Source organism: Gluconacetobacter takamatsuzukensis (genome assembly GCF_014174275.1).
Lineage (GTDB): Bacteria > Pseudomonadota > Alphaproteobacteria > Acetobacterales > Acetobacteraceae > Gluconacetobacter > Gluconacetobacter takamatsuzukensis.
In genome coordinates this window covers 116,927-143,417 of record NZ_JABEQK010000003.1, presented here as the reverse complement: position 1 = coordinate 143,417, position 26,491 = coordinate 116,927, and the positions used below count along the sequence as shown (strand labels likewise).

26 protein-coding genes are annotated in these 26,491 nt (G+C 69.4%); 22 read left to right on the top strand and 4 right to left on the bottom strand.

Going from position 1 to position 26,491, the window contains the following annotated elements:
- Positions 1 to 23: 23 nt before the first annotated feature.
- Both HLH27_RS05125 and glpK read left to right on the top strand, forming a co-directional pair.
- Entirely contained in the window at positions 24 to 905 is an 882-nt protein-coding gene (locus HLH27_RS05125; protein ID WP_182948398.1) for an MIP/aquaporin family protein, read from the top strand.
- Between the two features lie 29 nt (positions 906 to 934).
- The gene (gene glpK, locus HLH27_RS05120) at positions 935 to 2,428 is read left to right on the top strand and encodes a glycerol kinase GlpK (protein WP_182948396.1); all 1,494 of its coding nucleotides are present in this window, start codon (positions 935 to 937) and stop codon (positions 2,426 to 2,428) included.
- Between the two features lie 33 nt (positions 2,429 to 2,461).
- Here the strand turns inward: glpK and HLH27_RS05115 are convergent, their stop codons facing one another.
- Positions 2,462 to 2,962 (bottom strand): copper chaperone PCu(A)C, encoded by a 501-nt coding sequence (locus HLH27_RS05115; protein WP_182948394.1) that lies wholly within the window; start codon positions 2,960 to 2,962, stop codon positions 2,462 to 2,464.
- A gap of 153 nt (positions 2,963 to 3,115) precedes the next feature.
- Here HLH27_RS05115 and nrdR point away from each other — a divergent pair, with 153 nt between their 5' ends.
- The 3 genes from nrdR to thiL are packed head-to-tail and all read left to right on the top strand — an operon-like array spanning position 3,116 to position 5,256.
- Positions 3,116 to 3,655 carry a transcriptional regulator NrdR gene (gene nrdR / locus HLH27_RS05110; protein ID WP_246375494.1) on the top strand — a complete coding sequence of 180 codons (540 nt, stop codon included), beginning with the start codon at positions 3,116 to 3,118 and terminating at the stop codon, positions 3,653 to 3,655.
- Positions 3,656 to 3,695: 40 nt separating this feature from the next.
- On the top strand, positions 3,696 to 4,295 hold the full coding sequence (nusB, locus tag HLH27_RS05105; RefSeq protein WP_182948393.1) for a transcription antitermination factor NusB: 600 nt from the start codon (positions 3,696 to 3,698) through the stop codon (positions 4,293 to 4,295).
- Complete coding sequence (gene thiL, locus HLH27_RS05100) at positions 4,276 to 5,256, top strand: thiamine-phosphate kinase (RefSeq protein WP_182948391.1); 981 nt, start codon at positions 4,276 to 4,278, stop codon at positions 5,254 to 5,256. Before nusB ends, thiL begins: the two co-directional genes overlap by 20 nt.
- Positions 5,257 to 5,262: 6 nt before the next feature.
- On the opposite strand, the gene HLH27_RS05095 is transcribed toward thiL, so the two are convergent.
- The gene (locus HLH27_RS05095; RefSeq protein WP_182948389.1) at positions 5,263 to 6,426 is read right to left on the bottom strand and encodes a GNAT family N-acetyltransferase; all 1,164 of its coding nucleotides are present in this window, start codon (positions 6,424 to 6,426) and stop codon (positions 5,263 to 5,265) included.
- A gap of 156 nt (positions 6,427 to 6,582) precedes the next feature.
- Here HLH27_RS05095 and HLH27_RS05090 point away from each other — a divergent pair, with 156 nt between their 5' ends.
- The 12 genes from HLH27_RS05090 (at position 6,583) to HLH27_RS05035 (ending at position 19,550) form a co-directional block, all read left to right on the top strand.
- Positions 6,583 to 7,398 carry an SDR family NAD(P)-dependent oxidoreductase gene (locus HLH27_RS05090; protein ID WP_182948388.1) on the top strand — a complete coding sequence of 272 codons (816 nt, stop codon included), beginning with the start codon at positions 6,583 to 6,585 and terminating at the stop codon, positions 7,396 to 7,398.
- A gap of 52 nt (positions 7,399 to 7,450) precedes the next feature.
- Entirely contained in the window at positions 7,451 to 8,419 is a 969-nt protein-coding gene (gene glk, locus HLH27_RS05085; protein ID WP_182948386.1) for a glucokinase, read from the top strand.
- A gap of 67 nt (positions 8,420 to 8,486) precedes the next feature.
- Positions 8,487 to 9,851: a solute carrier family 23 protein gene (locus HLH27_RS05080; protein ID WP_182948384.1), complete on the top strand. Its 1,365-nt coding sequence runs from the start codon at positions 8,487 to 8,489 to the stop codon at positions 9,849 to 9,851.
- On the top strand, positions 9,848 to 10,522 hold the full coding sequence (locus HLH27_RS05075; RefSeq protein ID WP_182948382.1) for a hypothetical protein: 675 nt from the start codon (positions 9,848 to 9,850) through the stop codon (positions 10,520 to 10,522). Before HLH27_RS05080 ends, HLH27_RS05075 begins: the two co-directional genes overlap by 4 nt.
- 8 nt (positions 10,523 to 10,530) lie before the next feature.
- Positions 10,531 to 10,995, top strand: a complete 465-nt coding sequence (locus tag HLH27_RS05070; protein ID WP_182948380.1) for a cupin domain-containing protein — start codon at positions 10,531 to 10,533, stop codon at positions 10,993 to 10,995.
- Complete coding sequence (locus tag HLH27_RS05065) at positions 10,992 to 11,624, top strand: NUDIX hydrolase (RefSeq protein ID WP_182948378.1); 633 nt, start codon at positions 10,992 to 10,994, stop codon at positions 11,622 to 11,624. Before HLH27_RS05070 ends, HLH27_RS05065 begins: the two co-directional genes overlap by 4 nt.
- 94 nt (positions 11,625 to 11,718) lie before the next feature.
- Complete coding sequence (gene htpG / locus HLH27_RS05060; RefSeq protein ID WP_182948377.1) at positions 11,719 to 13,602, top strand: molecular chaperone HtpG; 1,884 nt, start codon at positions 11,719 to 11,721, stop codon at positions 13,600 to 13,602.
- 149 nt (positions 13,603 to 13,751) lie between these two features.
- On the top strand, positions 13,752 to 14,855 hold the full coding sequence (mtnA, locus tag HLH27_RS05055) for an S-methyl-5-thioribose-1-phosphate isomerase (RefSeq protein WP_182948375.1): 1,104 nt from the start codon (positions 13,752 to 13,754) through the stop codon (positions 14,853 to 14,855).
- A gap of 129 nt (positions 14,856 to 14,984) precedes the next feature.
- On the top strand, positions 14,985 to 16,796 hold the full coding sequence (gene aspS, locus HLH27_RS05050) for an aspartate--tRNA ligase (RefSeq protein WP_182948373.1): 1,812 nt from the start codon (positions 14,985 to 14,987) through the stop codon (positions 16,794 to 16,796).
- Between the two features lie 67 nt (positions 16,797 to 16,863).
- Positions 16,864 to 17,700 (top strand): cell envelope integrity EipB family protein, encoded by an 837-nt coding sequence (locus HLH27_RS05045; protein ID WP_182948372.1) that lies wholly within the window; start codon positions 16,864 to 16,866, stop codon positions 17,698 to 17,700.
- Positions 17,694 to 19,097: an amino acid permease gene (locus HLH27_RS05040; protein WP_246375492.1), complete on the top strand. Its 1,404-nt coding sequence runs from the start codon at positions 17,694 to 17,696 to the stop codon at positions 19,095 to 19,097. Before HLH27_RS05045 ends, HLH27_RS05040 begins: the two co-directional genes overlap by 7 nt.
- Before the next feature lie 111 nt (positions 19,098 to 19,208).
- Positions 19,209 to 19,550 carry a YXWGXW repeat-containing protein gene (locus tag HLH27_RS05035; protein WP_182948371.1) on the top strand — a complete coding sequence of 114 codons (342 nt, stop codon included), beginning with the start codon at positions 19,209 to 19,211 and terminating at the stop codon, positions 19,548 to 19,550.
- A gap of 50 nt (positions 19,551 to 19,600) precedes the next feature.
- On the opposite strand, the gene xth is transcribed toward HLH27_RS05035, so the two are convergent.
- Entirely contained in the window at positions 19,601 to 20,386 is a 786-nt protein-coding gene (gene xth / locus HLH27_RS05030; protein WP_182948370.1) for an exodeoxyribonuclease III, read from the bottom strand.
- A gap of 18 nt (positions 20,387 to 20,404) precedes the next feature.
- Entirely contained in the window at positions 20,405 to 20,770 is a 366-nt protein-coding gene (locus tag HLH27_RS05025) for a HesB/IscA family protein (protein WP_182948763.1), read from the bottom strand.
- Between the two features lie 141 nt (positions 20,771 to 20,911).
- On the opposite strand from HLH27_RS05025, the gene HLH27_RS05020 reads away from it, so the two are divergent.
- The 5 genes from HLH27_RS05020 to scpB all read left to right on the top strand — a co-directional run bounded on the left by HLH27_RS05020 (position 20,912) and on the right by scpB (position 26,456).
- Entirely contained in the window at positions 20,912 to 22,093 is a 1,182-nt protein-coding gene (locus HLH27_RS05020; RefSeq protein WP_182948369.1) for a deoxyguanosinetriphosphate triphosphohydrolase, read from the top strand.
- 80 nt (positions 22,094 to 22,173) lie between these two features.
- Positions 22,174 to 23,967 carry an arginine--tRNA ligase gene (argS, locus tag HLH27_RS05015; RefSeq protein WP_182948368.1) on the top strand — a complete coding sequence of 598 codons (1,794 nt, stop codon included), beginning with the start codon at positions 22,174 to 22,176 and terminating at the stop codon, positions 23,965 to 23,967.
- Positions 23,964 to 24,869 (top strand): SPOR domain-containing protein, encoded by a 906-nt coding sequence (locus HLH27_RS05010; protein ID WP_182948367.1) that lies wholly within the window; start codon positions 23,964 to 23,966, stop codon positions 24,867 to 24,869. The genes argS and HLH27_RS05010 overlap by 4 nt, the downstream gene beginning before the upstream one ends.
- 85 nt (positions 24,870 to 24,954) lie before the next feature.
- A complete protein-coding gene (locus HLH27_RS05005; RefSeq protein WP_182948762.1) occupies positions 24,955 to 25,761 on the top strand; it encodes a segregation and condensation protein A in 807 nt (268 codons plus the stop codon).
- On the top strand, positions 25,758 to 26,456 hold the full coding sequence (scpB, locus tag HLH27_RS05000) for an SMC-Scp complex subunit ScpB (RefSeq protein ID WP_182948365.1): 699 nt from the start codon (positions 25,758 to 25,760) through the stop codon (positions 26,454 to 26,456). Before HLH27_RS05005 ends, scpB begins: the two co-directional genes overlap by 4 nt.
- Positions 26,457 to 26,491: the final 35 nt, after the last annotated feature.

The window sequence follows — 26,491 nt, the reverse complement described above, 5'->3', positions numbered from 1 at the left end:
TAATAAAGAGAAGAAGCGGGACAATGGCCAGGAACAAGCAGTTTGTCGGAGAGCTGATCTCCGAATTCATCGCGGTCTTTATCATCATCCTGTTCGGTGATTCCGTGGCCGCGATGTATTCGCTGTACGACCCCAGCCCATATCGCAACGCCTATTGGGGCGTGTGCATCGTCTGGGGGCTGGGGGTGACCATCGCCATCTATGTCACCGGCGCGGTCTCGGGCACCCATGCCAATCCGGCCGTCACGCTGGCGCTGGCACTGTTTCGCGGTTTCTCGTGGCGCAAGGTGGTGCCCTATGCCGCCGTGCAGGTGCTTGGCGGCATGGCGGGGGCGGCGATCGTCTATGCGCTCTATGCGCCGGTGATCGATCATTTCAACCTGGCGCATCATCTGGACCGGATGAATGACGGCGGGGCGGCCGGGGTGTTCTTTACCCATCCCGGCGATTTCGTGACGCCGCTGCATGCGCTGATGGACGAGACCATCCTGACGGCGATGCTGCTGTTCGGAATCTTTGCCGTGACCTGCGAATACAATACCCAGGCCCCGCAGGCGAACTCTAGCGCGCTGATCATCGGCCTGCTGGTGGCGGCGATCGGCGGGTGCGCGGGATATCTGGAAGCGTGGGCGATCAACCCGGCACGCGATTTCGGGCCGCGCCTGTTCTGTTATTTCGCGGGCTGGGGGCCGTCGGCGCTGCCGGCGCCCGGCCATTACTGGTGGGTGCCCATCGCGGGCCCGCTGGCGGGCGGCGTGATCGGTGCCGGTGCCTATGAATACCTGGTGCGCCCCTATATGCCGCGCCTGCGCGACCGGCAGGCGGCGGAGCCCGGCCCGTTGCTGGCCGATGCCCCCCTGGCCGACGGCCCGGTGGCCGAAGCCCGCATTGCCGGCCAGTCATGACATCGAGCGCAGACTCGGGAGGAACGAGCATGAAGAAGAACACCATCCTGGCGATCGACCAGGGCACGACCTCGACCCGCAGCATCGTCTTCGACCGGGACGCGCAGCCCCTGGCGACGGCGCGCGCCGAATTCGCGCAGCATTATCCCGACCATGGCTGGGTCGAGCACGATGCCGAGGAGATCTGGCGCGACGTGCTGTCGACCGCGCGCGATGCGCTGGAGCAGAGCGGCGGCGGGGATGGCGTGGCGGCGATCGGCATCACCAACCAGCGCGAGACGATCGTGGTGTGGGATCGCGCGACCGGCAAGCCGGTGCATCGCGCCATCGTCTGGCAGGATCGGCGCACCGCCCCGCTATGCGCCCGCATGCGGCAGGACGGGTATGAAGAGCTGGTGCGCGAGCGGACGGGGCTGCTGCTGGACCCGTATTTCTCGGCCAGCAAGCTGGCGTGGATCCTGGACAATGTGGCCGGCGCGCGACGGGATGCCGAGGCCGGGCGGCTGGCCTTCGGCACCATCGACAGTTTTCTGCTGTGGCGCCTGACGGGCGGGCGGGTGCATGCCACCGACGTGACCAATGCCTCGCGCACCCTGCTGTTCGACATCCATCGCCAGTGCTGGGACGAGGATCTGCTGCGTCTGTTCAATATCCCCGCGAGCCTGCTGCCCGAGGTGCGGGGCAACAGCGAGATCTATGGCGAGACCGATCCGGCGCTTCTGGGGCGCGCGATTCCGGTGGCGGGCATGGCGGGCGACCAGCAGGCGGCCCTGGTCGGGCAGGCCTGCTTCACGCCCGGCATGGCCAAGGCGACCTACGGCACCGGCTGCTTCGTGCTGCTGAATACCGGCGAGGCGCCGGTGACGTCGGCGAACCGGATGCTGACCACGATCGGCTACCGGATCGGCGGCAGGACGACCTATGCGCTGGAGGGCGCGATCTTCGTCGCCGGGGCCGCGATCAAATGGCTGCGCGACGGGCTGCACCTGATCACCCATGCCTCGCAGACCGACGACATGGCGACGCGCATTCCGCACAGCCACGGCGTATATATGGTGCCGGGCTTCGTGGGGCTGGGCGCGCCGCACTGGGACCCGGAGGCGCGCGGCCTGATCTGCGGCCTGACGCTGGACGCCACGGCGGCGCATATCGCCCGCGCCGCGCTGGAATCGGTGGCCTACCAGACCTACGACCTGATGGATGCGATGGCGCAGGATGGCGGCGGGCGGGTGACGACCCTGCGCGTGGATGGCGGCATGGCGGCCAATGACTGGTTCTGCCAGTTCCTGGCCGACATCTTGCAGGCCGGCGTGGAGCGACCGACGCATCTGGAGACCACGGCCACGGGGGCGGCGTTCCTGGCCGGGCTGGCCTGTGGCGTCTGGACCGACCTGGACGACGTGGCGGCCCGCTGGTCGCGGGGCCGCGTGTTCGAGGCCGGCATGGAGGACGCCCAGCGCCGGACGATGCTGGAAGGCTGGCGCCAGGCCGTGCGCCGGACGCTGACCCCGAAGGCCGCCTGAGCCGGGCGGCCCGATCGCGGTCGGGCGGGGGGGCTACGGTGTGGTAGCGTCCCCGGTATCGGCCGTGGGGTGGACGACGAAGGGGACGCTGCGCGTCGCGCCGCCCATGAAGCGGAAGGTGACGACGATCTGCTGGCCGGGCCGCAGGTTGTCGTCATAGCCCGAGCAGATCAGGTGATAGCCGCCCGGCGGGAACACCAGCGTGGTCTGGGCCGGGAGGGCCAGGTGCATGAACAGGTTCGCGGTCTCGCCCGTGCTTTCCTGTTCGGTATGATGCGCGAACAGCCTGGGGCAGGCGGGCGACGAGACGCCGGCCAGCAGATGGACGGATTTGCCCCGGTTCTCGATCGTGAAATAGCCCGCCGCGATCCGGCGATCGGGGCGGAGGATCTGTATCGAGGTATCGCGGATATCGATATCCTGGCTGGCGGCGGCCTGGTCGTCGTCGGGCGCAAGGGCCGCGGCCCGGGCGGCCGGGAGGGCCGCCTGGCTCGTGAGGACCAGTAATCCGATCAGCAGCGCGTGTCGCGTCATGGGCTCCTCGGCTTCCTTTCGGGAAGAATAGCAGGATGCCGGATGAGGACAAACAGCCTCAAAGCGCGCCCGGCATGTCCACATGGGCTTGCGTCCGGTTGATTTCATGCGCATTTCCCCGCTCAGGAATACGCCGTTCAGGACAGAAGCCGCATGAGATGCCCTTTTTGTGGTCATGACGATACCCAGGTCAAGGATAGCCGCCCGCATGAAGACGGGGCGGCAATCCGGCGCCGGCGGATCTGTGCGTCATGCGGCCAGCGCTTTACGACCATCGAGCGGGTGCAGCTTCGGGACCTGTATGTCGTCAAGGCGGACGCGCGGCGCGTGCCGTTCGAGCGCGACAAGCTGGCGCGGTCGGTGCGCATCGCGCTGCGCAAGCGCCCGGTGGACGACGAGCGGATCGAGCGAATCGTCAACGGCTTGGTGCGCAAGCTGGAAGCGTCGGGGGAAACCGACATTCCGTCGGCCGATATCGGCAAGCTGGTGATGGACACGCTGCGCGAGGTCGATATCGTGGCCTATATTCGTTTCGCGAGCGTGCATTGGGATTTTCGTGAAACCAAGGATTTCGCGGCGATCCTGGAGTCGATCCCCGGAACGGTCGAGGCCCGCGCCGCGGCGGCCGGGGCGCGGAAGGACGATGCGTCCGGGGATGGGGGCTATGGACCTGGCGGCGTAAAGAGGCGATGAAGCCGCCTCTCGCGGAATCGTGGCAGCAGGAGACAGGCGCATGAACGGATCGCAGGACGAAGACAGGACCCATGCGCGGACCCGCTCGCGGACCGCATCGCGCGTGGCGGTGGTGCAGGCCCTTTTCCAGATCGAACAGGCCGATGACGCGCCCGAGGCGGTGATCCAGCAGTTTCTGCGCCATCGGCTGGTGGTGACGCCGGGCAGCGACCACGGCGCCGAATATGAGGACGGGCGCGTGCCCGAGGCCGATATCCGCCTGTTCGAGCAGGTTGCGCGCTCGGCGGTGGCCCGGCGCGAGCAGATCGATGCGCTGATCGTGGACGTGCTGCCGCCTTCCTGGCCGGTCGGGCGGCTGGACCCTGTGCTGCGGGCCCTGCTGCGGGCGGCCGGCGGCGAGCTGGCGGTGGTCGGCGGGGTGCCGACGCGGGTGGTCATCAACGAATATCTCGACATCGCCCACGGATTCTTCTCGGGTGACGAGCCGAAGATGGTCAATGGCGTGCTCGACACCATGGCGCGCCGGCTGCGCACGCCGGAAGGGGCTTCGGGCCCTGTGGCCGAGAGCGTGGACGCGGCCGTGTCCGACGAAGCGCCCCAGGAAGCGACCGAGGAAGCGCATGGGGCCGACGGCGCCTGAGCCGGCGGGGACGCCCCTGCCGTCGGAATTCCGGTTCATCCGGCGGCATTTCCGCGCCCTGGCGGGCGAGGGCGCGCTGGGCCTGACCGACGACGCGGCGCTGGTGCATCCGCCGGAGGGCCGCGAACTGGTGATCGCGGTCGATACGATGGTCGAATCGGTGCATTTCCTGCCGGACGATCCGCCCGACACGGTCGGCCGCAAGCTGCTGCGCTGCAATCTGTCGGACCTGGCGGCGATGGATGCCACCCCGCTGGGCTATCTGCTGTCGCTTACTCGGCCGCAGGCGCGGGACGAAGACTGGTTCGCTGCCTTTGCGGCGGGCCTGCGCGACGACCAGGCGCGGTATGGGCTGACCCTGTTGGGGGGCGACACCACCGCCACGGCGGGGCCGCTGGTGCTGTCGCTGACCATTCTCGGCCATGTCCGCCCCGGCGGGGCCCTGCGGCGCAGCGGGGCGCGCGACGGGGACGATATCTGGGTGACGGGGACGATCGGCGACGGGGCGCTGGGGCTCCGGGTCCTGCGCGGCGAACTGGCGGATTCCTCGGGCTTTCTGGCGCGCCGCTACCGTCTGCCCGAGCCGCGGCTGGGGCTGGAGCTGGGGGGGATCGCCTCGGCGGCCATGGATGTGTCGGACGGGCTGGTACAGGATCTGGGCCATCTGGCGCGGGAAAGCGGGCTGGGCGCATGGCTCGACGCGTCGTGCGTGCCCCTGTCCGATGCCGCGCGTCGGGCGGGGCCGGGCTGGCTGGCCACCTGCCTGACCGGCGGCGACGATTATGAATTGCTGCTGGCCGTTCCGCCGGAGCAGGAAGCCGCCCTGCGGCAGGCCGCCGCCCGGGGCGGCGTGGCGGTCACGCGGATCGGCCGCTTCGACCGCGCGCTGCAGGGCGTGGAGGTGCGCGACGGGGAAGGTGGCACGCTGGCGCTGGATCGCGCCGGCTGGAGCCACCTCTAAGCTGGTTTAGTTGGTCGTCAGCGACCGGTCGTAAACGCGGTACCGCTTGCAGGGCTCGGGTGCCAGGCGCTCGATCAGGCGGCGCATCGGCATGTTGTTCTCGACGATCCAGCCCATTTCGACCATGCGGTAGGGCAGGGAATGGCCGCGCCGCATCAGTTCGGTAATGGCCAGTGCGGGCAGGATGGCGCCCAGCGCCGTGCCTTCCATTTTCGAGCTGACGCCCAGCAGGATGACACGCGCGGAATGGAACTGGTGGCGCAGCAGGCGCGCGGCCAGCTTGATCCATCCCAGCGGCGTGGGGGCGCCGCCGAGGTCGCCGGCGACGTCGTACAGGTTCGGCACCACCAGGGCGACGGCGACCGGTTCGCCGTCCTGCTCGATCAGCACGAAATGCTCGGGTTTCAGGATCGGCTTCATCTGCGCGACCATCGCCGTCATCTCGGCCGGGGTCAGGGGCAGGGAGCCCCAGTTGTTGCGCCAGGCATCGTTGTAGAGGCCGCGCAGGATCTCGCCATCCTCGGCCATCCTGTCCTTGCGCATGCCGCGCGTGGTCACGCTGCCCAGCCGCCCTTCGCCCAGCCGCAGGCTGGAGGGGACCAGGTGCTTCTGCTCGGCCTGGGGGCCCGTTTCCATCTGGTAGGCCATGAAATCCATTGCCTTGGCGAAACCGGCGGCCTCGATCAGCGGGGGCAGCCAGCGCGGGTGCCAGGGCATTGCGATCATCGGCGGGGCGTCATGGCCCTCGATCATCACGCCCAGTTCGCCGTTGGAATTCAGCGTGAAGGGGCCGCGGGCGGTGACCATGCCCCGCTCGCGCAGCCAGGCGCAGGCGGCGTCCAGCAGGGCCGCGACGACGGCGGCATCGTCGATGGCGTCCAGCGCCCCGAAAAAGCCAATATTTTCCCCGAGTCTCTCGATGGCGAGGTCGTCGATCTGCGCGGAAATCCGGCCGACCGGCCGGCCGCCGCGCGTGGCCAGGAAATATTGCGCACGGCCATGGCCGAAGAACGCGCTCTTGCGCGGGTGGAGCAGATCCTTCTGTTCCATGTCCAGCGGCGGCACATAGCCGGGCAGCCCGGCATAGAGCCGGCGCGGAAGGCGGATGAACTGCGACAACTGACGAAGGCCGGATATGGGAGTGATGACAAGTTGATCCGCTTCGTTCATGACCGTTCCGTTTTCTGGCTGCGGTGGGGCCGGAACCGGGCGCCCGCCGTGGCGGGTGCCGGCCGTGCCGGGCGGCAGGCATGTGGCTGAGTGGAGTGGCCGCGAAGGCCAGCCTGTGCTGATGACATGGAATTGGTAGTCAAAGAAAGGGGCCCGATGGCCAAGACACATCAGGATGGCGAAATCCGTTTTGATCCGGCGACCGTCCTGATTACCGGGGCTTCCAGCGGCATCGGGGCGGAGCTGGCCCGTTTCTATGCCCGGTCCGGCCGCCGGCTGGTCCTGTGGGGGCGCGATCCGGCCCGGCTGGAGCAGGTGGCGCGCGACTGCCGGACCATGGGCGCCACCGTCGCGACGCGGGAGCTGAACCTGGCCGACGGCGCCGCCGCGATCGCGGCCTTTCGCGCCGATGACGACGCGTACCCGGTCGACCTGCTGATCCTGGCCGCCGGCCTGGGCGACATGCGCCAGCAGGCGGCGCTGACCGAGCGGGCGGAGACGGTGCTGGAACTGGGGCTGGTGAATTTCGCGACCCCCGCCGCGCTGGCCACCGCCGGGGCCGAGCGGATGGTGGGGCGGCGGCGCGGGCATATCGTGCTGCTGGGCTCGGTCGCGGCCTTTCATGCCCTGCCATTCGCGGCCGGCTATTCGGGATCGAAAGCCGGTCTGGCGCGTTTTGCCGAGGCGCTGCGCAACGGCCTGCTGGAGCATGGCGTGGGCGTGACGCTGGTCTCGCCCGGATTCGTCGATACGCCCATGAGCCGCCGGGTCAGCAGCACCAAGCCGTTCCTGCAAAGCGCGCCCCAGGCCGCGCGCCTGATCGCGCGGGCGGTGGAGGAGGAGCGGCCGCACCTGATCTTCCCCCGGATCTTCGCGGGGCTGCGGCTTCTGGACATCGTGCTGCCGCGTCCGATACGGGATTTCGTGCTGCGGCGCCTGAAGGCGGAACAGGCGCCGCGCCCGACGATATGAAGCCCGGCGCCGCCGCGCGCCGGCATGCCACCGCAGGGAGCCTGGACTGGACATGAAAGAGATCGTCGCCGTGGATATCGGCGGAACCCATGCCCGCTTCGCGATTGCTACGGTGGAGGCGGGGCGGGTGGCCGCGCTGGGGGATGCCCTGACCCTGAAATGCGCCGAACATGCCAGCCTGCTGCTGGCGTGGGAGGCCTTTGGCCGGCAGATCGGGCGCACGCTGCCGCGTGCCGCCGGCATTGCCGTCGCCTGTCCGATCCAGGGCGATATCCTGAAGCTGACGAACAACCCCTGGATCATCCGGCCGGCCCAGATCGGGGCGCAGCTGGGGGTGGACGAGCATGTGCTGGTCAACGATTTCGGCGCCGTCGGGTATGCGGTGGCCCAGGTCGATGCCACCCATCTGCGCCATCTGTGCGGCCCCGACCGCGACCTGCCGGCCAATGGCGTGACCACCATCGTCGGCCCCGGTACCGGGCTGGGGTCGGCCTATGTCGTGCGGCGCGACGGGCGCTGCCTGGTGTGCGAGACCGAGGGCGGGCATGTCGATTTCGCGCCGCTGGACAGTGTCGACGACCGGATTCTCCAGCGGCTGCGACAGCGTTACCGCCGGGTTTCGGCCGAACGGATCGTCTCGGGCCCTGGGCTGGTCAATCTGTACGAGACCATCGCCGAGCTGGAGGGCCAGCCGGCCCGCATCCACGACGACAAGGAATTATGGACCCTGGGGCTGGAGGGGCGCGACCCGATGGCCTCGGCGGCGGTGGAGCGGTTCTGCCTGGCGCTGGGCGGCGTTGCGGGCGACCTGGCCCTGGCGCAGGGGGCCAATGGCGTGGTGATCGCCGGCGGGGTGGGGCAGCGGCTGGCGGACCATCTGCCGCGATCGGGGTTCGCCGAGCGATTCGTGGCCAAGGGGCGATTCGAATCGATGATGGCGCGGATGCCGGTGAAGCTGATCACGCATCCGCAGCCGGGACTGCTGGGGGCGGCTGCGGCCTTCGCCGAAAGGTTCGGCTGAAGGTCTCTTGCATCATATCGGAAGCGGTAGGACATTCCCCCGACCTTGTTGAGGGAAGAGACTGGCAGTGAGGCATGACGGCGCCGGGGCAACCGGCTGGATCGACCGTTTTTTCCATGTGACGCGCCGAGGCTCGACCCTTTCGCGGGAATTGATCGCCGGGCTGACCACCTTCGGGGCCATGGCCTATATCATGATCGTCAACCCGGCGATCCTGGCCCTGGCGGGGCTGGACCGGCACGACATGATCATGACGACCATCGCAGCCTCGGTCTTCGGATCGCTGCTGATGGCGCTGCTGGCCAACCTGCCCATCGCCCTGGCCCCGGCCATGAGCAGCAACCTGATCTTCGCGCAGGTCGTGGTGGTGCAGATGGGGATTGCGCCGCCCGTCGCCTTCACCATGGTCCTGATCGGGGGGCTGTGCTTCGTCGCGCTGTCGCTGACGCATTGGCGGCAGAAGATCGTGATGGGCTTTCCGGCATCGGTGCGCACCGGCATCCATTGCGCGATCGGGGCTTTTATCGCGCATATCGGCATGGTCAGCGGCGGACTGGCGGTGAAGGGGGCCGAGGGCTTCGCCTTCGGGTCGCTGCGTGATCCGGCGGTGCTGCTGGCGATTGGCGGCCTGTTCCTGGCCGGGGCGCTGCGGATGCTGCGTGTGCCGGCCGGCATGCTGGTGAGCATCGTCGCGGTCACGCTGGCCGGGTGCTTCGTCCATGGCGCCGATGGCCATCCGGTCACGTCGCGGCCGTCCGCGTGGCTGGAATGGCCGCATTATCCGGTCCACATGCTGTTTCCCTTCGACTTCCACGGGTTCCTCACCCATTTCGGCCTCGTGCTGCCGGTGGCGCTGTATTTCTTCCTCGGCGATTTCTTCGATGCGACGGGCACGATGATGGCGGTGACGCGCAAGGCCGGGCTCTCGGTCGAGGACGGGCAGCCGGTGCTGGGCCGGGCGGCCTTCGTCGCCGATGGCAGCGCCAGCGTGGTGGGGTCGATCCTCGGCACCTCCACCGTGTCGGCCTATCTCGAATCGCTGGTGGGTGCCGAGGCCGGGGGGCGGACGGGGCTGGTCGGGGTTACGGTGGCCGTGCTGTTCGCGCTGTCGTCCGTCCTGTGGCCGGTCATTACCGCCGTCCCGGCCGTGGCCACCGCGCCGGTGCTGATCCTGGTCGGGCTGGGCATGCTGGCCGACATGACGCGGGTGGAGCAGGACGATGTGGCGGGCGTGCTGGCGCCGCTGCTGATGGTGCTGGTCACGGTCATGACCGGCAATTTCATGGTCAGCCTCGCCCTGGGGCTGCTGCTCTATACCGGCCTGGCGCTGGCGGCGCGCCGCTGGAGCGAGATCACGCCGATCCTGCTGGTGCTGGACGGGGTGTTCGTTTTCTATCTGGTCCTGGCCAGTGGCATCGGGGGCGGCAAGTGAAGACGGCGTGGGCGGCCCTGCTGGTCGCGGGCCTGTCCTTCGCCACGCCTGCCGCCGCGACGGAAGGGGAGAACATGTGGCCCGACACGCCGCAGGCACGGCTGGAACTGGAAGCCCTGATCGCGACGCTGGATGCCCGCCTGCTGTCCCACCCCAGCGCGACCCTGACGCTGGAGGGCTGGTGCCGCGACCACGGCCTGGCGCCGGTGGCCCATGTGGTGGCGCGCCGCCTGCCGGGCATTGCGCGGGTGCCGAGTGAAGGGCAGCGGCGGGATTTGGCGGTGAGCGCCGATGAGCCGGTCGCCTATCGCCGGGTGGAACTGGCCTGCGGGGGGCGCGTGCTGTCGGTGGCGGATAACTGGTATGTGCCCGCGCGCCTGACCCCGGCGATGAACGACCAGTTGTCGCGGACCGACACCGCGTTCGGCCATGTGGTGGCGGACCTGCATTTTACCCGGCGAACCCTGGACAGTACGCGCCTGTTCGCGCCGCTGCCCGAGGGGTGGGAGCATCGGGGCCTGCCGCCGGCCGGCGCAGGCACGATCGCCATCCCCGCCGAGATCCTGCGTCATCGCGCGTTGCTGTATCGGCCGGACGGATTGCCGTTCAGCGAGGTGGTGGAGACCTATACCGGCGCCATGCTGGATTTTCCGCCGCCTGTCGCAAGATGAGAGATGCCATGACCCGACCTGAAATCGATCTGCGGAATCCCGACCTGCCGGCGGAGACGGTGCGTGAGGCACTGGCCCTGTCGCCGCACCCCGAGGGCGGGTGGTATCGCGAATTGTGGCGCGACACGCCGCCGGATGGCGGGCGCGGCGTGGCGACGACCATCCAGTTCCTGCTCGCGCGGGGCGAGCGGTCGCACTGGCACCGGGTCGATGCCGCCGAAATCTGGTGCTGGCAGGGCGGCGCGCCGCTGCGGCTGCGCATCGCGCGAGACGGGGTGGAGGAGGCCGTGATTCTGGGGCCGTGCCCCGGCGAAGGGCAGATTCAGCAGGCGGTGGTGCCGGTGATGGGCTGGCAGGCGGCCGAATCGCTGGGGGCATGGAGCGTGGTGGGCTGCATCGTGGCCCCGGCGTTTCAGTTCGCGGGTTTCGAGCTGGCCCCGCCGGGCTGGACGCCGGACGGAGCAGGGGCATGAGCGGCGAGCCCGACTGGCTGGTCTGGGCGCGCGAGATCCAGGCCATTGCCCAGACCGGCCTGACCTTTACCCGCGACCCGTTCGATCGCGAGCGGTACGAGATGCTGCGTACGATCGCGGCCCGCATGATGGCGGCGGGCACAGGCGAGGCCGTGGCGCGGATCGAGACCCTGTTCGCCGGCCAGGAAGGCTATGCCACGCCCAAGATCGATGTGCGCGCCGCCGTGTTCGACGCGGCGGGGCGGATCCTGATGGTGCGCGAGGTGCTGGACGGGGGGCGCTGGACCCTGCCGGGCGGCTGGGCGGATGTGAACCTGACCCCGGCCGAGAACGCGGTGAAGGAAGTGCTGGAGGAGAGCGGCTATATCGCCACGGTGCGCCGGCTGGCGGCGGTGTGGGACCGTACCCGGCAGGGCCACGACCACAAGGCGTTCTCCTGCGCCAAGCTGTTCTTCCTGTGCGACCTGGCGGGCGGGGAGGCCGCCACCAGCATCGAGACTTCGGAGATCGGCTGGTTCGGCCCCGACGAGATCCCGGCCGATCTGTCGCTGGGCCGGGTGCTGCCGGCGCAGATCGGGCGCATGTTCGACCATTACCGCCAGCCGGACCTGCCGGCCGATTTCGAGTAACGGACGATCGGGGCGGCGCAGGCCGTTGAAATCATGATGTTCGTGACCCATATGCTGGGTCTGGATGAGTTTATCTGAGAGAGAGATTTCCGACATGGTCGATCAGCCTGCCGGCCCCGATGCGGGCCGCCCCGCTGCCACGGGTGGCGAGGAACATGCTTTCAGCGCGGAGGTCGGGCGCCTGCTCGATTTGGTGGTGCATGCGCTGTATTCCGAGCGCGAGATTTTCCTGCGCGAACTGGTGGCCAACGCCGCCGACGCCACCGACCGCCGGCGCTTCGAGGCGCTGACCGATGCCGCCCAGGCGCTGCCCGAGGGCGCGAAGGTGCGCATCGAGCCCGACAAGGACGCGCGGCGCCTGACCATCAGCGATGATGGCGCGGGCATGAGCAAGGAAGAGCTGGCGCGCAACCTGGGCACCATCGCGCGCTCCGGCACCCGCGCGTTCGGCGAGGAACTGGCCAAGCACAAGCCCGAGGAGCGCTCCGGCCTGATCGGGCAGTTCGGCGTCGGCTTCTATGCCGCCTTCATGGTGGCGGACCATGTCGACGTGGTGTCGCGCCGCGCCGGGACCGACGAGGCCTGGCGCTGGTCGTCGGACGGCAAGGGCAGCTTCACCCTCAGTCCCGCCACGCGCGAGCAGCCGGGCACCGACATCATCCTGTACATGAAGGAGGATGCCGACGAGTTCCTGGACGCCTGGCGGCTGGAAGCGATCGTGCGGAAATGGGCCGACCATATTGCCTGGCCGATCACGATCCACAGCGACGGCGAGGACAAGGCGGCCAATGCGGGCACCGCCCTGTGGCGCAAGCCGCGCAGCGAGGTGACGGAAGAGCAGCTGACCGAATTCTACCGCCATGTCAGCCATAATTTCGATACGCCCTGGGCGACGCTGCATTGGCATGCCGAAGGCACGATCGACTTTACGGCCCTGCTGTTCATCCCCGGCAGCCGGCCGTTCGAGTTCGGCGAGCAGGTGCGCGAAAGCCGGGTGCGGCTGCATGTCCGCCGCATGTTCATCACCGACGACGCAGCCCTGCTGCCGCCCTGGCTGCGCTTCGTGCAGGGCGTGGTCGATACCGAGGATTTGCCGCTGAACGTCTCGCGCGAGATGTTGCAGGCGACGCCGGTGCTGGCGCGCATCCGCAAGGCCGTGACCAACCGCGTGCTGAACGAGCTGCGTACCCGCGCCAAGGATGCCGAATCCTATGCCGGATTCTGGGAGAATTTCGGCCCGGTGGTGAAGGAAGGGATCTGGGACGACGCGGAATACCGCACCGACCTGGCGGGTCTGGCCCGGTTCCGCTCCAGCACCGAAGAGGGCTGGACGACGCTGGCCGACTATGTGGCGCGGATGAAGGACGGGCAGGAGGCGATCTATTACCTGACGGGCGACAATCCCGACACGCTGCCGGCCTCGCCGCAGCTGGAGGGCTTCAAGGCACGCGGGATCGAGGTGCTGCTGCTGACGGATCCGGTCGATTCCTTCTGGCCCGAGCGGCTGGGCACGTTCGAGGGCAAGCCCCTGCGCAGCGTCAGCCAGAGCCATGCCGACCTGGAGAAGTTCGAGGCCCCGCTGTCGGAAGGCGAGAAGGCGGAGCTGGACACGCTGCTGCCGGCGCTGAAGGACGCGCTGGGCGATGCGGTGTCCGAGGTGCGGGGCAGCACGCGGCTGGTGAGCAGCGCGGTGGTGCTGGCGGCGGCCGGCCATGGGCCCGACCTGCAGTTGCAGCGCCTGCTGCGCCGCAGCGGCCAGGCCGTGCCGGACCAGGCGCCGGTGCTGGAGGTCAATCCGGCGCACCCGCTGATCCGCGACCTGGCGGCACGGGTGGCGCGGGGTGAATCGGTGACCGACACCGCGCTGATCCTGCTGGACATCGCCCGGATCCAGGAAGGCGAGAGCCTGAAGGACCCGACCGCGTTCGCCAGCCGGCTGACCGCGACCCTGACCCATGTCCAGGGTGGGGCGGCCTGAAGCCTGCCATGACAGGTTCACGCCCATCGGGCGCGTGAACCTGATACACTGCCGCCCGAAGCCCGCAGCCTGACGGTTGCGGGCTTGATGCCGCGCCGTTTGGGTGCTTCCCTGCGCGGCCTTTTTCCCAGCCATTGGAACCGTGCGGCATGAAAATCGGTAACGTCCCTTATCGCAGCGTATGGGTGGACCAGGATGATGGCTGGTCGGTCCATATCTTCGACCAGACCCGCCTGCCGTGGGCGCTGGATATCCTGCGCCTGACCGAGCGCGACCAGGTGGCGCAGGCGATCCGCAGCATGCAGGTGCGCGGCGCGCCGCTGATCGGCGCGGTGGCGGCCTATGGGCTGGCGCTGGCCCTGCGCGTCGATGCCTCGGACGCGGCGATGGAGCGTGATGCCGCCCTGCTGGCGGAGACGCGCCCGACCGCGATCAACCTGCGCTGGGCGATCGACCGCATGCTGGCGCGCCTGCGCCCGCTGCCGGCCGAAGCGCGCGTAGCCGCCGCCTATGACGAGGCCGGACGGATCTGCGACGAGGACGCGGCGCAGAACGAGGCGATCGGCCGCCATGGGTTGACGCTGATCCAGGATATCGCGGCGCGGCGGGGCGAGGGGGCGACGGTCAATATCCTGACCCACTGCAATGCCGGATGGATCGCGACCGTCGACTGGGGCACCGCGCTGGCCCCGATCTACATGGCCCATGACAGCGGGCTGAAGGTGCACGTGTGGGTGGACGAGACCCGGCCGCGCAACCAGGGCGCGGCGCTGACGGCATGGGAGCTGGGCAGCCATGGCGTGCCGCATACCGTGGTGGTCGACAATGCCGGCGGGCACCTGATGCAGCACGGTTCGGTGGACCTGGTGATCGTGGGCACCGACCGCGTGACGCGCGGCGGCGACGTGGCCAACAAGATCGGCACCTATCTGAAGGCCCTGGCGGCCCATGACAATGGCGTGCCCTTCTGGGTCGCTCTGCCCTCGACCACCATCGACTGGCGCGTGACGGACGGGCTGGCCGAGATCCCGATCGAGGAGCGCGCGGGCGCCGAGGTGACGACCGTGACCGGCCAGACCGCCGATGGCCGGATCGAGACCGTGCAGGTGACGCCGCCGGGCAGCCGGGCGGCCAACCCGGCCTTCGACGTGACGCCCGCGCGGCTGGTGACGGGGCTGATTACCGAGCGTGGGCTGTGCGCGGCCTCGCAGGCCGGGCTGGGCGAGCTGTTTCCGGACCACGCCGGGGCATGACGGCGGGGCGGAGGCTGGTGGGCGAAGGCAGGCCTTGACAGGGGCGGCCCGGCCCGGCTTCCTCCGCCTTCGATCGACCGGGGCGCGTCGCGCCCCGTCCCTTGTTTCTTGGTGACACAGGACCGGACCATGCATCCCTACCGTACCCATAGCTGCGCCGCCCTTCGGGCCAGCGACGCCGGGCAGACCGCCCGCCTCTCCGGCTGGGTGCACAGCAAGCGCGATCATGGCGGTCTGCTGTTCATCGACCTGCGCGACCATTTCGGCATGACCCAGATCGTGATTCCCGCCGGTTCGCCGGTGCTGGAGGCGGTCGAGCGCGTGCGCGTGGAAAGCGTGCTGACGGTGACGGGCGAGGTCGTGCTGCGCGACGATGCGACGCGCAACCCCAACCTGCCGACCGGCGATATCGAGTTGCGCGCGCAGACGGTAGACGTGCAGTCGGCGGCCGACGTGCTGCCCTTCCAGGTCGCGGGGCATGAGAACTATCCCGAAGACCTGCGCCTGACCTATCGCTATATCGACCTGCGGCGCGACAAGGTGCATCGCAACATCCTGCTGCGCTCGCAGGTGATTGCCAGCCTGCGCCGCCGCATGACGGACCAGGGGTTCATCGAGTTCCAGACGCCGATCCTGACGGCGTCCTCCCCCGAGGGAGCGCGCGACTTCCTGGTGCCGGCGCGCATGCATCCGGGCAAGTTCTATGCCCTGCCGCAGGCCCCGCAGCAGTTCAAGCAGCTGGCGATGGTCGCCGGGTTCGACCGGTATTTCCAGATCGCGCCCTGTTTCCGCGACGAGGCGGCGCGGGCCGACCGCTCGCCGGGCGAGTTCTACCAGCTCGACTTCGAGATGGCCTTCGCGACGCAGGAAGACGTGTTCGCGACCCTGGAGCCGGTGATGGAAGACGTGTTCCGCGAGTTCGGCGGCGGGCGCACGGTCAGCGCGGCGCCCTTCGAGCGGATTCCCTATGCCACGGCGATGAAGCTGTACGGCAGCGACAAGCCAGACCTGCGCAACCCGCTGCTGATCAGCGACGTGACCGAGTCGTTCGCCAATTCCGGATTCGGGCTGTTTGCCCGCATCGTGGCCGATGGCGGCGAAGTGCGCGCGATTCCCGCGCCGGGGGCGGGCGACCGTCCGCGCGCCTTCTATGACAAGCTGAATGCCTGGGCGCGCGAGGCCGGGGCCGGCGGCCTGGGCTACATCATCTTCGACGAGGAAGGCGGCAAGGGCCCGATCGCGAAGAACCTGGAGCCCGAGCGCGTGGCGGCGATCCGCGAAGCGACCGGCCTGAAGGCGGGCGATGCCGTGTTCTTCGCGGCGGGCAAGGGCGACGAGGTCGTGAAATTCTCGGGCCAGGTGCGCACGCGCGTGGCCACCGAGCTGGAGCTGATCGAGCAGAATGCCTTCCGCTTCTGCTGGATCACCGACTTCCCGATGTACGAGCGCAACGAGGAAACGGGGCAGATCGATTTCTCGCACAACCCGTTCTCGATGCCGCAGGGCGGGCTGGAGGCGCTGAACAGCCAGGACCCGCTGACGATCACGGCCTATCAGTACGATATCGTGTGCAACGGCATCGAACTGTCCTCGGGCGCGATCCGCAACCATCGTCCGGATGTGATGATCCGCGCGTTCGAACTGGCGGGCTATCCGGCCAGCGAGGTCGAGGCCCGTTTCGGCGGCATGCTGAACGCCTTCCGCTACGGCGCACCGCCGCATGGCGGTTCGGCGCCCGGCGTGGATCGCATGGTCATGCTGCTGGCCGACGAGCCGAACATCCGCGAGGTCATCCTGTTCCCGCTGAACCAGCAGGGCGAGGACCTGATGATGGGCGCCCCGGCGCCGGTGCCGCCCGAGCGGCTGAAGGAACTGTCGCTGGCGCTCGACCTGCCGCGGCCCAAGCCGTCGGCCGCCAGGGAGACCAAGCCGGCGGAATAGGCCGGAGATGCCGCGTCGACCGCGGAGCATCATTGCGCGAAAAGGCGCGATGGGCTCTGCTGCGGGCATGAAACGAAGCATCCGATCCGCCGCCATGGCGCGGCCGGGCTGGGGGCTGCCGGCGGCGGCCCTGGTGGCCGTGCTGTGGGGGGCGGCCGACCCGGCCCTGGCAGAGGCGCCGGTGGCGCTGGCGCCTCATCGCGCGGTGTATGACCTGACGCTGGTCGCCGTGACCGGCGGCGATACGATTTCCGCCAGCGGGACCATGACCTATGCGGTCAGCGACGCCTGCTCGGCATGGTCGACCCAGCAGCAACTGAAGCTGCAGACGGTCTCGCGCTCGGGCAGCGTGACCGAGATGGTGTCGGATTACGCGACGCTGGAGGCCAAGGACGGGCACGACCTGGTATTCCAGACCGTCCAGACCACGAACGGACATCCGGCCAGCCGGGTGACGGGCGAGGCGACGATGACCCCGACGGGCGGCGAGATCCGCTATACCCAGCCGCGCGCGCACACGATCACCCTGCCGGCCGGAACCCTGTTCCCGATGGCCCATACCAGGGCGATCATCAGCGCGGGCGAGCGGGGGCAGGCCTCGCTGGCGCCGAGCCTGTTCGACGGAACCGGCGAGGATGGGCCGCAGGATACGTACATCATGATTCTCGGGTGGCACCAGCCGCCCACGGCCAGCCCGTTTCCGGCGCTGGCCCGCCTGCCGTCCGGCCGGGTGCATGTGGCGTTCTATACCGCCGCGTCGCACGACATGCGCCCCGATTACGAGATCGGGATGCGCTATTTCGCCAACGGCGTATCCGACGATCTGGACATGGATTTCGGAGATTTCCGCATGCACGGCACGCTGCACAGTTTCACCCCAGCCCCGGAAGGCCACCGATGCTGAACCCCACACCGATCGACGACAGCCTGCCGGATGCGGCGCCCGCCAACGGGGGCGGCCTGGCCCATTCGTTGCGCACCCGCCACGTTTCCATGATCGCGATCGGCGGCATGGTGGGGGCCGGGCTGTTCGTCAACACGTCGGTCATGATCCAGGGGGCGGGGCCGCTGGTGCTATTGTCGTACCTGATGGCCGGGATGATCGTCTTTCTGGTCATGCGGATGCTGGGGGAGATGGCCATCGACTGCCCGGAGGCCGGGTCGTTCGTCGGGCATGTGCGGCGCGGGCTGGGGCATCGGGCCGCCTTCGTCACCGGCTGGTCGTACTGGCTGTTCTGGGTGGTGGTGGCGTCGGTTGAGGCCAAGGCGGCGGCCCTGATTGTGGCGCCGATGCTGGGCGTGGCCCAGTTGCCGGTGGCGCTGGCGCTGATCGGGCTGATGACGGCCGTCAACATGGGGTCGGTCCGGGGGTATGGCGAGTTCGAATTCTGGTTCTCGCTGATGAAGATCTCGGCGATCGGCATCTTCACGGTCATCGCGGGGCTGGCGCTGTTCGGGGTAATCGGCTCGTCGCTGCATGGCGGCATCGCGCATCTGTGGGACCAGGGCGGGTTCATGCCCCACGGATTCGGGGCCTCGCTGTCGCTGATGCCGGCGATCCTGTTCACCTTCGCGGGGGCCGAGATCGCAACCGTCGCGGCGGCGGAGACCGATAATCCGGGCTATAATATCGTCCAGGCCATCCGCACCGTCGTGGTCCGCGTCATGCTGTTCTACATGGGCTCGCTGGGCGTGATCCTGTGCCTGATTCCGTGGAACGAGATCCGCGCCGGCCATTCGCCGTTCCTCGACGTGCTGCACCGGATCGGCATTCCGGGGGCCGAGACCGCGATGACGGTGGTGGTGCTGGTGGCGATTGCGTCGTGCCTGAATTCCACGCTGTATGTCACCTCGCGCATCCTGTTCGAGATGGCAGCGCATGGCGATGCGCCGGCGGCGCTGGTGCGCACCGGGCCCAGCGGGGCGCCGCGCCGCGCGATTGCGATCGGCAGCCTGGTGGCCGCCGTGCTGACGGTGATCGCGGCGACCTTCCCCGGCGAGGTGTTCGGCTTCCTGCTCAACGCATCGGGCGCGATCATCCTGTTCGACTATCTGATGGTGGTCTTTGCCCAGATCGCGCTGCGCCGGCGGATGCATGGCGAGGGGCGGCAGCCGGCCTTTCCGATGCTGCTGTTTCCCTATCTGTCCTGGCTGACGGTCGGCGCGATCATGCTGGTGATGGTGACGATGCTGCTGACGCCGGACACGCGGGTGCAGATCGAGCTGGGCAGCCTGACGCTGATCCTGATCGTGGTGCTGGGCGTGGTCACGCCGCGCCGGGGCGGTCGTGCGCCTTCGTGATGGCTCGCCGCTTCATGCCGCCGGGTTTCGCCATTCCAGTGCCATGATGATAGGGCCATATTGCTCCTGACGGGACGCAAAGATCCCGTGTGCAAACAGGAGTTGGTTCGCATGAACAGGCAGATTGTCAGGGGTGCCCTGCTGGCGCTGGGCGTTGTCGCCGGCGGCGCCATGGCGGTGGGCGATGCTGCCCCGGCCCAGGCGCAGGCCTATCGCTACGGTCCGGTGACGCCCGGCTGGGCGCCGCCGCCCATGCCGCCCCCGCGTGCCGAAATCGTGCCGCCGCCGCGCCCCGGCTGGGTCTGGGTCGGCGGTGGCTGGGACTGGACCAATGGCGGCTATGCGTGGGTTCCGGGCCGCTATGTGCGCGGCGGCCGGCGAGGCGGATGGGGTCCCGGACGCTGGATGCAGCGTGGGCCGCGCTGGGTCTGGGTACGGCCAGGCTGGCGCTGAGGCGCGTGTGACAGGCGACCCGCCGGCATTACGGCCGGCGGGCAGCCGCTTCAGGCTTTGGGCGCGTCGTCCAGCGTGACGACCAGCGGCACGTGGTCCGAGGGCTGGTTGCGGCCCCGCTCGTCGCGATCGGGGTGGGCGTCGCGCAGGCGTTCCGCCAGGCGGGGGGACAGCAGGGCGTGGTCTATGCGCAGGCCGCAATCGCGCGGCCAGGCGCCGGCCTGATAGTCCCAGAACGTGTAGTAGCGGCCGTGCGGATGCAGGGCGCGCAGGGCGTCGGTCAGGCCCAGCCAGATCAGGCGGCGGAAGGCGGCGCGGGTTTCCGGGCGCACCAGCGCGTCGGTGGGGGGCAGGGCGCCGGGGGCGCAATCCTCATTGGTCGGGCAGACATTGTAATCGCCGGCCAGCACGAAATCGCGGCCGGCATCCAGCAGCGCGCGTGCGTGCAGGGCCAGGGCCTCCATGAAGGCCAGCTTGGCCTCGTAGCCGGCGCTGCCGCCCGAATTGCCGTTGGGCAGGTACAGATTGCCGAAGATCAGCCCATTGGCCTCGATTTCGACATAGCGCGCCTGCGGGGCCTCGTCGCACAGCGGCGGCAGCACGCGGGCGGTGACGGAGAAGGGCACGCGCGAGAGGGTGGCGACGCCGTTATAGCTCTTCTGCCCGACCACCACGGATTCGTAGCCGACCTCTCGGAAAGCTTCGGCGGGGAAGGAATGTTCCTCGCACTTGATTTCCTGAAGGCCGAGCAGGTCGGGTTTCTCGCGCTCCAGCCAGTCCAGCACATGGACCTGGCGCTGGCGGATGGAATTGACGTTCCAGCTTGCGATTTTCATCTGCGAAGGGCGGCCTGCTCAGTCGATCGAGAAGCTGGTGCCGCACCCGCAGGACGAGGTGGCGTTGGGGTTGCGCACCGTGAAATGCGCGCCCATCAGCGAATCGTTGAAATGCAGTTCCGCGCCCGACAGCAAATCCATGCTGGCCGGGTCGACCCGTACGCGGGCGCTGCCCGCGGGCACAACGATGTCGTCGGGCCGTTCCTCGCCGTCCAGGGCGAAGCTGTACTGGAAGCCGTTGCAGCCGCCGGCCAGCACGCTGACCCGCAGCCCGGTGGAGGCGTCGATGCCCGGTTGGGCGGCGATGATATCCTGGAGCCGGGTCGCGGCCTCGGGCGAGACGCGGAAGGCGGTGTCGGAGGAAGAAGGGGGCGGCATGTCCATCGGGATCACCATCGTCGCGCGGCCCGGGTCAGCATGCCGTGCCAGCATGCTGGCCTTGCGGCGCCGGGCGGGTTATCGACAGGGGGCGGTCCGGCAGTCCGACGCCGGGCGTACGCCACCCATCCGGGATTGGGGTTATATATGAGCATCGCACCCTACGCTGTCCAGACCGCCACCGGACGGGGGCGCCTGTATGCCGAGCCCGAATCCCCCAGCCGGTCGCCGTGGCAGCGCGACCGCGACCGGGTGCTGCATTCCGCCGGCTTCCGCACGCTGCAATACAAGACCCAGGTCTTCGTCAACCATCAGGGCGATTTCTTTCGCACCCGGCTGACCCATTCGCTGGAAGTGGCGCAGATCGCGCGATCGATCGCGCGCAGCCTGTCGGTGGACGAGGACCTGACCGAGACCCTGTCGCTGGCCCACGATCTGGGCCACACCCCGTTCGGCCATGCGGGCGAGGACGCGCTGGCCGCCGCGATGAAGGATTGGGGCGGTTTCGACCACAATACCCAGACCCTGCGCCAGGTGACCAAGCTGGAGCGCCGCTATTTCGACTTCGACGGGCTGAACCTGACCTGGGAGACGCTGGAAGGGCTGATCAAGCATAACGGCCCGGTGGATCATCCGACCGGCTATGTCGCCCGCTATGCGGACGGGCTGGGGCTGGACCTGTCCACCTATGCCTCGGTCGAGGCCCAGATTGCCGCCATGGCCGACGACATCGCCTATCACGCCCACGACCTGGATGACGGGATGCGCGCCGGCCTGCTGGACCTGGCCGATCTTGCGGACCTGCCGGTGGTGGGTGCGGCGCTGGCGCTGGTGCGTGAACGAGCGGGCGGGGTCGCCCTGTCGGGGGACGCCGCCGAGGAGACGCATCTACAGGACCGGATGCGCCACGAGACCATCCGCCGGGTCATCAATACCCTGGCGGTGGACCTGACGGAGCAGACGCGGCGCAACCTGGCGGAACTGGCCCCGCAATCGGCCGACGATGTGCGCCGCGCCGCCATGCCGGTCGTGGCCTACAGCCCGGGCATGGCGCGCGATAACGGGGCGATCCGCACCTTTCTGTATGCGCGGATGTACAGGCACTGGCGGGTCAACCGCATGACGCGCAAGGCGCGGATCGCGGTCGAGTCGATCTTCTCGATCCTGGCCGGCGATATCTCGCTGCTGCCCGATGGCTGGCGGCAGGAGGCACGGGCTACCGACGCGATGGGTGCGCGGCGGATCGTGGCCGATTATATAGCCGGGATGACGGATCGATTCGCGATGGAAGAACATCGACGGTTGACGGATCTGTCCGTCGCGGGCTGAAACGCCCGACCAGTAACCAGTTCATACGCGCCGCTCGGGTGGTCCGCCCGCGCCGGCGTTTCAGTGGGAAGCCGCATCGCATGTCCGACAGCCTGTACGTCCGCTATCTCTCGCATGTGCGCGATGCCCTGCGACGGATCGTCCCGGACCTGCCGGAGGAGGTTGCGGCGCGCGTGGAACTGACGCCGACGCGCGATCCGGCGCATGGCGACATGGCGACCAACGCCGCCCTGCTGGCGGCCAAGCCGGCGCGCCGCCGCCCGGCCGAGATCGCGGCCGAACTGGCGGCGGTGCTGGTCGAGGTGCCGGGGATAGCGAAGGCCGAGCCCGCCGGGCCCGGATTCGTGAACCTGACGCTGGACGAATCGGTGCTGCGCGCGGTGGTGGGCGACGTGCTGCGCGCCGGCGAATCCTATGGCGATGCCACGCTGGGGCAGGGCCTGCGGGTGAATGTGGAATATGTCTCGGCCAACCCGACGGGGCCGATGCATGTCGGGCATTGCCGGGGCGCGGTCGTGGGCGATGCGCTGGCCAATCTGCTGGCCAAGGCCGGATACGCCGTCACCAAGGAATATTACATCAACGATGCCGGGGCGCAGGTCATCGCCCTGGCCTGGGCGGCCTACTGGCGGTACCTGGAGGCCATCGGCACCACGATGGACCGCGATGCCTTCGCGGAGATCGTGCCCGGCGGCATCCAGTATGGCGGCGACTATCTGGTGCCGGTGGGGCAGGCCCTGGCCGAGCAGCACGGCACCGGGCTGGCCGGCCCCGACGGGCAGCCAGCGGCGCCCGAACTGTGGATGGACACGGTCAAGCCCTTCGTGGTGGCCGCGATGATGGCCATGATCCGCGAGGACCTGGACGCGCTGGGCGTGCGCCACGATGTCTTCACCAGCGAGGCCAAGATCCTGGCCGACGGCGTGACCGACCAGGCCATCGCCCGGCTGGACGCGCAGGGGCTGCTCTATGAAGGCGTGCTGGAGCCCCCGAAGGGCAAGCTGCCCGACGATTGGGAGGCCCGGCCGCAGACCCTGTTCCGCTCCACCGTGTTCGGCGACGACGTGGACCGGCCGCTGCGCAAGTCGGACGGGTCGAACACCTATTTCGCCAACGATATCGGCTATCACGACGACAAGGTGCGTCGCGGCGCCGACCTGCTGATCGATGTCTGGGGCGCCGACCATGGTGGCTATGTCACCCGCATGAAGGCGGCAGTGCTGGCGCTGGGCGTTGGCGGCAAGAATGTGGGCTTCGACGTGCTGCTGTGCCAGATCGTGCGGATCGTGCGCGACGGAGAGCCGGTGCGCATGTCCAAGCGGGCCGGTACCTTCGTCACGCTGCGCGACCTGATCGACGAGGTGGGCCGCGACGCCGTGCGCTTCACGATGCTGACGCGCAAGGCCGATGCCCAGATGGAATTCGACCTGGACCAGGTGGTGGCCCAAACCCGCGACAATCCGGTCTTCTACGTGCAGTACGCCCATGCGCGCTGCCGCTCCGTCCTGCGTGCGGCGCAGGAGATGCTGGGCGAGGCCGCGATCGCGCCCGTGGCGCTGGGCGAGGCGACACTCGATGGAATCGGGTCGGATGCCGAACTGGCGCTGCTGCGGCGGATCGCCCAGTGGCCGCGCACGGTGGAGGGGGCCGCCCAGGCGCACGAGCCGCACCGGGTCGCCTTCTACCTGGGTGAGCTGGCGGGCGATTTCCATACGCTGTGGAATCGGGGCCGCGATGATGCGACATTGCGATTCCTGCAGGAGGACGATCTGGTCGCCACCCGGGCGAAGCTGGCGCTGGTCGAGGCCACGGCCACCGTTATCCGCTCGGGCCTGGCGGTGCTGGGTGTCGAGCCGGTTGAGGAAATGCGATGAGCGATACCGACCCCTCCGGCCGCGATCCCTACGAGGACCGCCTGAACCGCGTGCGCGAGCGCATGAGCGCGGATTACGGCGACGACGATGCACCGCCCCCGCGTACGCGCCCGGCGCGGCGGGCAGGCGGCATGCTGGACGGATTGCTGGGCACCGACCCCACGACGCGGCTTCTGGCCTATGGCGCGGCCGGGCTGGGCGGGCTGCTGGTGATCGCCATCGGCGGCTGGGCGCTGCTGGGCCACCATCAGACGGGCATTCCCGTTCTGGGGCCGCCGCCCGGCCCGGTACGGGTGCGGCCGGTCGATCCGGGCGGCATGCAGGTTCTGGGGGCCGAGGCGCCCAGCGGCGATGACGGCGCGGTGGCCCGTCTGGCGCCGGGGCCGGAACAGCCGCGCCCCGACCGCCTGGCCCAGCAATATGGCCAGACCCCGGACGCACCGGCCGCCGGCGCCGCCCCGGCGGCGGCTCCGGTTCCGACCCCGGCACCCGCCAGCCCGCCGGTCGCCGAGGCGCCTGCTCCGACGCCTGCCGCCGCTCCGGCCGCTGCCGCCCCCGTGGCCCCCACGTCCACGCCCACGCCGATGCCGGCCGCCGAGCCTGCCGCGCCCGTTGCAGCGCCGGCCGCACCCGCCGCGCCGGCTCCGGCGGCGGGCGGGCGCTATGGCGTGCAGCTTGCGGCGCTGGATTCGCAGCAGGCCGCCGAGAAGGAGTGGGCGCGCCTGGTGCAGCATTATCCGGACCTGTTCGGCAGCCGCACGCCGGTCATCGAGCGGACCGAACGCAATGGTGCCGTCTTCTTCCGGCTGCGCACGCACGGGTTTGCCAGCATCGCCCAGGCCACGTCGTTCTGCGAGCATGTGCGGCTGAACGGCCTGGCCTGCACCCTGGCCGGGTTCTAGGACCGGGCCGTTGGCGACGGAACCTGTCGAGAACAGCAATGCGGAAGGGCAGGGGGACGGCCTGCCCGAGGGGCTGACCGCGCCCATGCTGCATCTGGACGGGTTCGAGGGGCCGCTGGACCTGCTGCTGGAACTGGCGCGGGCGCAGAAGGTCGATCTGGCCCGGATCTCGATCCTGCAACTGGTCGAGCAATATCTGGCCATCGTCGAATCCGCCCGCCGCATCCGGCTGGAACTCGCCGCCGACTGGCTGGTCATGGCCGCCTGGCTGGCCTGGCTGAAATCGCGCCTGCTGCTGCCGGCCGAGGATGGCGAGGACATGGACGCCGAGGAGGCGGCCGAACTGCTGCAGGCGCGGCTGCTTGAACTGGCGCGGATCGGGCAGGCGGCGGCGTGGCTGGGCGCACGCCCCCAGCTGGGCCGCGACGTGTTTGCCCGGGGCGAGCGCGAGGACCTGACGGAAATCGACCGGTCGGGGCTGGCGCTGGACCTGTCGCAATTGATGGGCGCCTACATGGCCGCCATGCGGCGCGGGGCACGCAGGCGGGTCTACCAGCCCCGGCGGATGCATTTCTGGACGGTGCAGGACGCGCTGGCCCGGTTGCAGCGCCTGCTGGGCGCGGACACCATCCCCGGCGGAGGAGAGTGGTGCGAGCTCGGGGCCTTCCTGCCCGAAGGCGGCCCGGCGATGGATGGCGAGGACGTGGAAGAGCGCATGCAGCAGCGGCGGGCGGCCATGGCCGGCACCCTGATCGCGGGGCTGGAACTGGCCCGCAACGGCACGATCGAACTGCGCCAGGACGAACAATTCGGCCGGATCATGCTGCGCCCCCATGCGGGGGGCGAGGCCGCCAACGATCCGGACATGGACAGGATGGACGCGGCGGAATGACCGATGACAGCCAGCAGATTCCGGCCGCGCCGGTCCCGGGTGACGAGCCTGCTCCTTCCGCGGAGGCTGCGACGCCTGCCGCGGACCTGGCGGTCCGGCTGGTGGAAGCCATGATCTTCGCCAGTCCCGACCCGGTGTCGGAGCGTGCGATCGCCGAACTGCTGGAGGCACAGGGGCTGGTGCCGCCCGAGACCGAGGACCTGGCGGCCTGCGTGCGCGGCGTGATCGACGGCGTGGTGGCGCGATATGCCGGAAGGGGCGTGGCGCCGGTGCTGGTGGCGGGCGGCTGGCAGTTCCGGACGGCGGCCGATCTGGCCCCGCGCCTGACCCGCGTGTTGCAGCGCCCGCGCCGACTGCCCCGCGCCACGCTGGAGAGCCTGGCGATCATCGCCTATCACCAGCCCTGCACCCGCGCGGAAATCGAGGAGATACGCGGCGTGTCGCTCAGCCAGCAGGTGCTGGACAATCTGCTGGAGGCATCGCTGATCGTGCCGCGCGGCCGCAAGGAGGTTCCGGGGCGGCCGATCCTGTGGGGGACCTCGGCCGATTTCCTGCGCCATTTCGGCCTGCGCGACCTGCGCGACCTGCCCCGGCGCGAGGAATTGCTGGTGGATGTGCCCGACAATCCCGCCCTGCGGGCCGCCGCGCCGGACGAGGCGAAGACGGAAGCGGTTTCCGGCCCGACGGCGGCGTGATAGGTGTCCATCCTTTCCGCGCATGCTTCGGCGCG

Coding starts and splice junctions, on each gene's coding strand:
- glk (WP_182948386.1), top strand. CDS start 7,451: ATGAAAGAGATCGTCGCCGTGGATATCGGCGGAACCCATGCCCGCTTC.
- HLH27_RS05005 (WP_182948762.1), top strand. CDS start 24,955: ATGCTGCATCTGGACGGGTTCGAGGGGCCGCTGGACCTGCTGCTGGAA.
- thiL (WP_182948391.1), top strand. CDS start 4,276: ATGGGGCCGACGGCGCCTGAGCCGGCGGGGACGCCCCTGCCGTCGGAA.
- argS (WP_182948368.1), top strand. CDS start 22,174: ATGTCCGACAGCCTGTACGTCCGCTATCTCTCGCATGTGCGCGATGCC.
- nrdR (WP_246375494.1), top strand. CDS start 3,116: ATGAGATGCCCTTTTTGTGGTCATGACGATACCCAGGTCAAGGATAGC.
- htpG (WP_182948377.1), top strand. CDS start 11,719: ATGGTCGATCAGCCTGCCGGCCCCGATGCGGGCCGCCCCGCTGCCACG.
- HLH27_RS05035 (WP_182948371.1), top strand. CDS start 19,209: ATGAACAGGCAGATTGTCAGGGGTGCCCTGCTGGCGCTGGGCGTTGTC.
- HLH27_RS05090 (WP_182948388.1), top strand. CDS start 6,583: ATGGCCAAGACACATCAGGATGGCGAAATCCGTTTTGATCCGGCGACC.
- scpB (WP_182948365.1), top strand. CDS start 25,758: ATGACCGATGACAGCCAGCAGATTCCGGCCGCGCCGGTCCCGGGTGAC.
- HLH27_RS05125 (WP_182948398.1), top strand. CDS start 24: ATGGCCAGGAACAAGCAGTTTGTCGGAGAGCTGATCTCCGAATTCATC.
- HLH27_RS05010 (WP_182948367.1), top strand. CDS start 23,964: ATGAGCGATACCGACCCCTCCGGCCGCGATCCCTACGAGGACCGCCTG.
- glpK (WP_182948396.1), top strand. CDS start 935: ATGAAGAAGAACACCATCCTGGCGATCGACCAGGGCACGACCTCGACC.
- HLH27_RS05070 (WP_182948380.1), top strand. CDS start 10,531: ATGACCCGACCTGAAATCGATCTGCGGAATCCCGACCTGCCGGCGGAG.
- HLH27_RS05115 (WP_182948394.1), bottom strand. CDS start 2,962: ATGACGCGACACGCGCTGCTGATCGGATTACTGGTCCTCACGAGCCAG.
- xth (WP_182948370.1), bottom strand. CDS start 20,386: ATGAAAATCGCAAGCTGGAACGTCAATTCCATCCGCCAGCGCCAGGTC.
- HLH27_RS05065 (WP_182948378.1), top strand. CDS start 10,992: ATGAGCGGCGAGCCCGACTGGCTGGTCTGGGCGCGCGAGATCCAGGCC.
- nusB (WP_182948393.1), top strand. CDS start 3,696: ATGAACGGATCGCAGGACGAAGACAGGACCCATGCGCGGACCCGCTCG.
- HLH27_RS05040 (WP_246375492.1), top strand. CDS start 17,694: ATGCTGAACCCCACACCGATCGACGACAGCCTGCCGGATGCGGCGCCC.
- mtnA (WP_182948375.1), top strand. CDS start 13,752: ATGAAAATCGGTAACGTCCCTTATCGCAGCGTATGGGTGGACCAGGAT.
- aspS (WP_182948373.1), top strand. CDS start 14,985: ATGCATCCCTACCGTACCCATAGCTGCGCCGCCCTTCGGGCCAGCGAC.
- HLH27_RS05045 (WP_182948372.1), top strand. CDS start 16,864: ATGAAACGAAGCATCCGATCCGCCGCCATGGCGCGGCCGGGCTGGGGG.
- HLH27_RS05020 (WP_182948369.1), top strand. CDS start 20,912: ATGAGCATCGCACCCTACGCTGTCCAGACCGCCACCGGACGGGGGCGC.
- HLH27_RS05025 (WP_182948763.1), bottom strand. CDS start 20,770: ATGGACATGCCGCCCCCTTCTTCCTCCGACACCGCCTTCCGCGTCTCG.
- HLH27_RS05095 (WP_182948389.1), bottom strand. CDS start 6,426: ATGAACGAAGCGGATCAACTTGTCATCACTCCCATATCCGGCCTTCGT.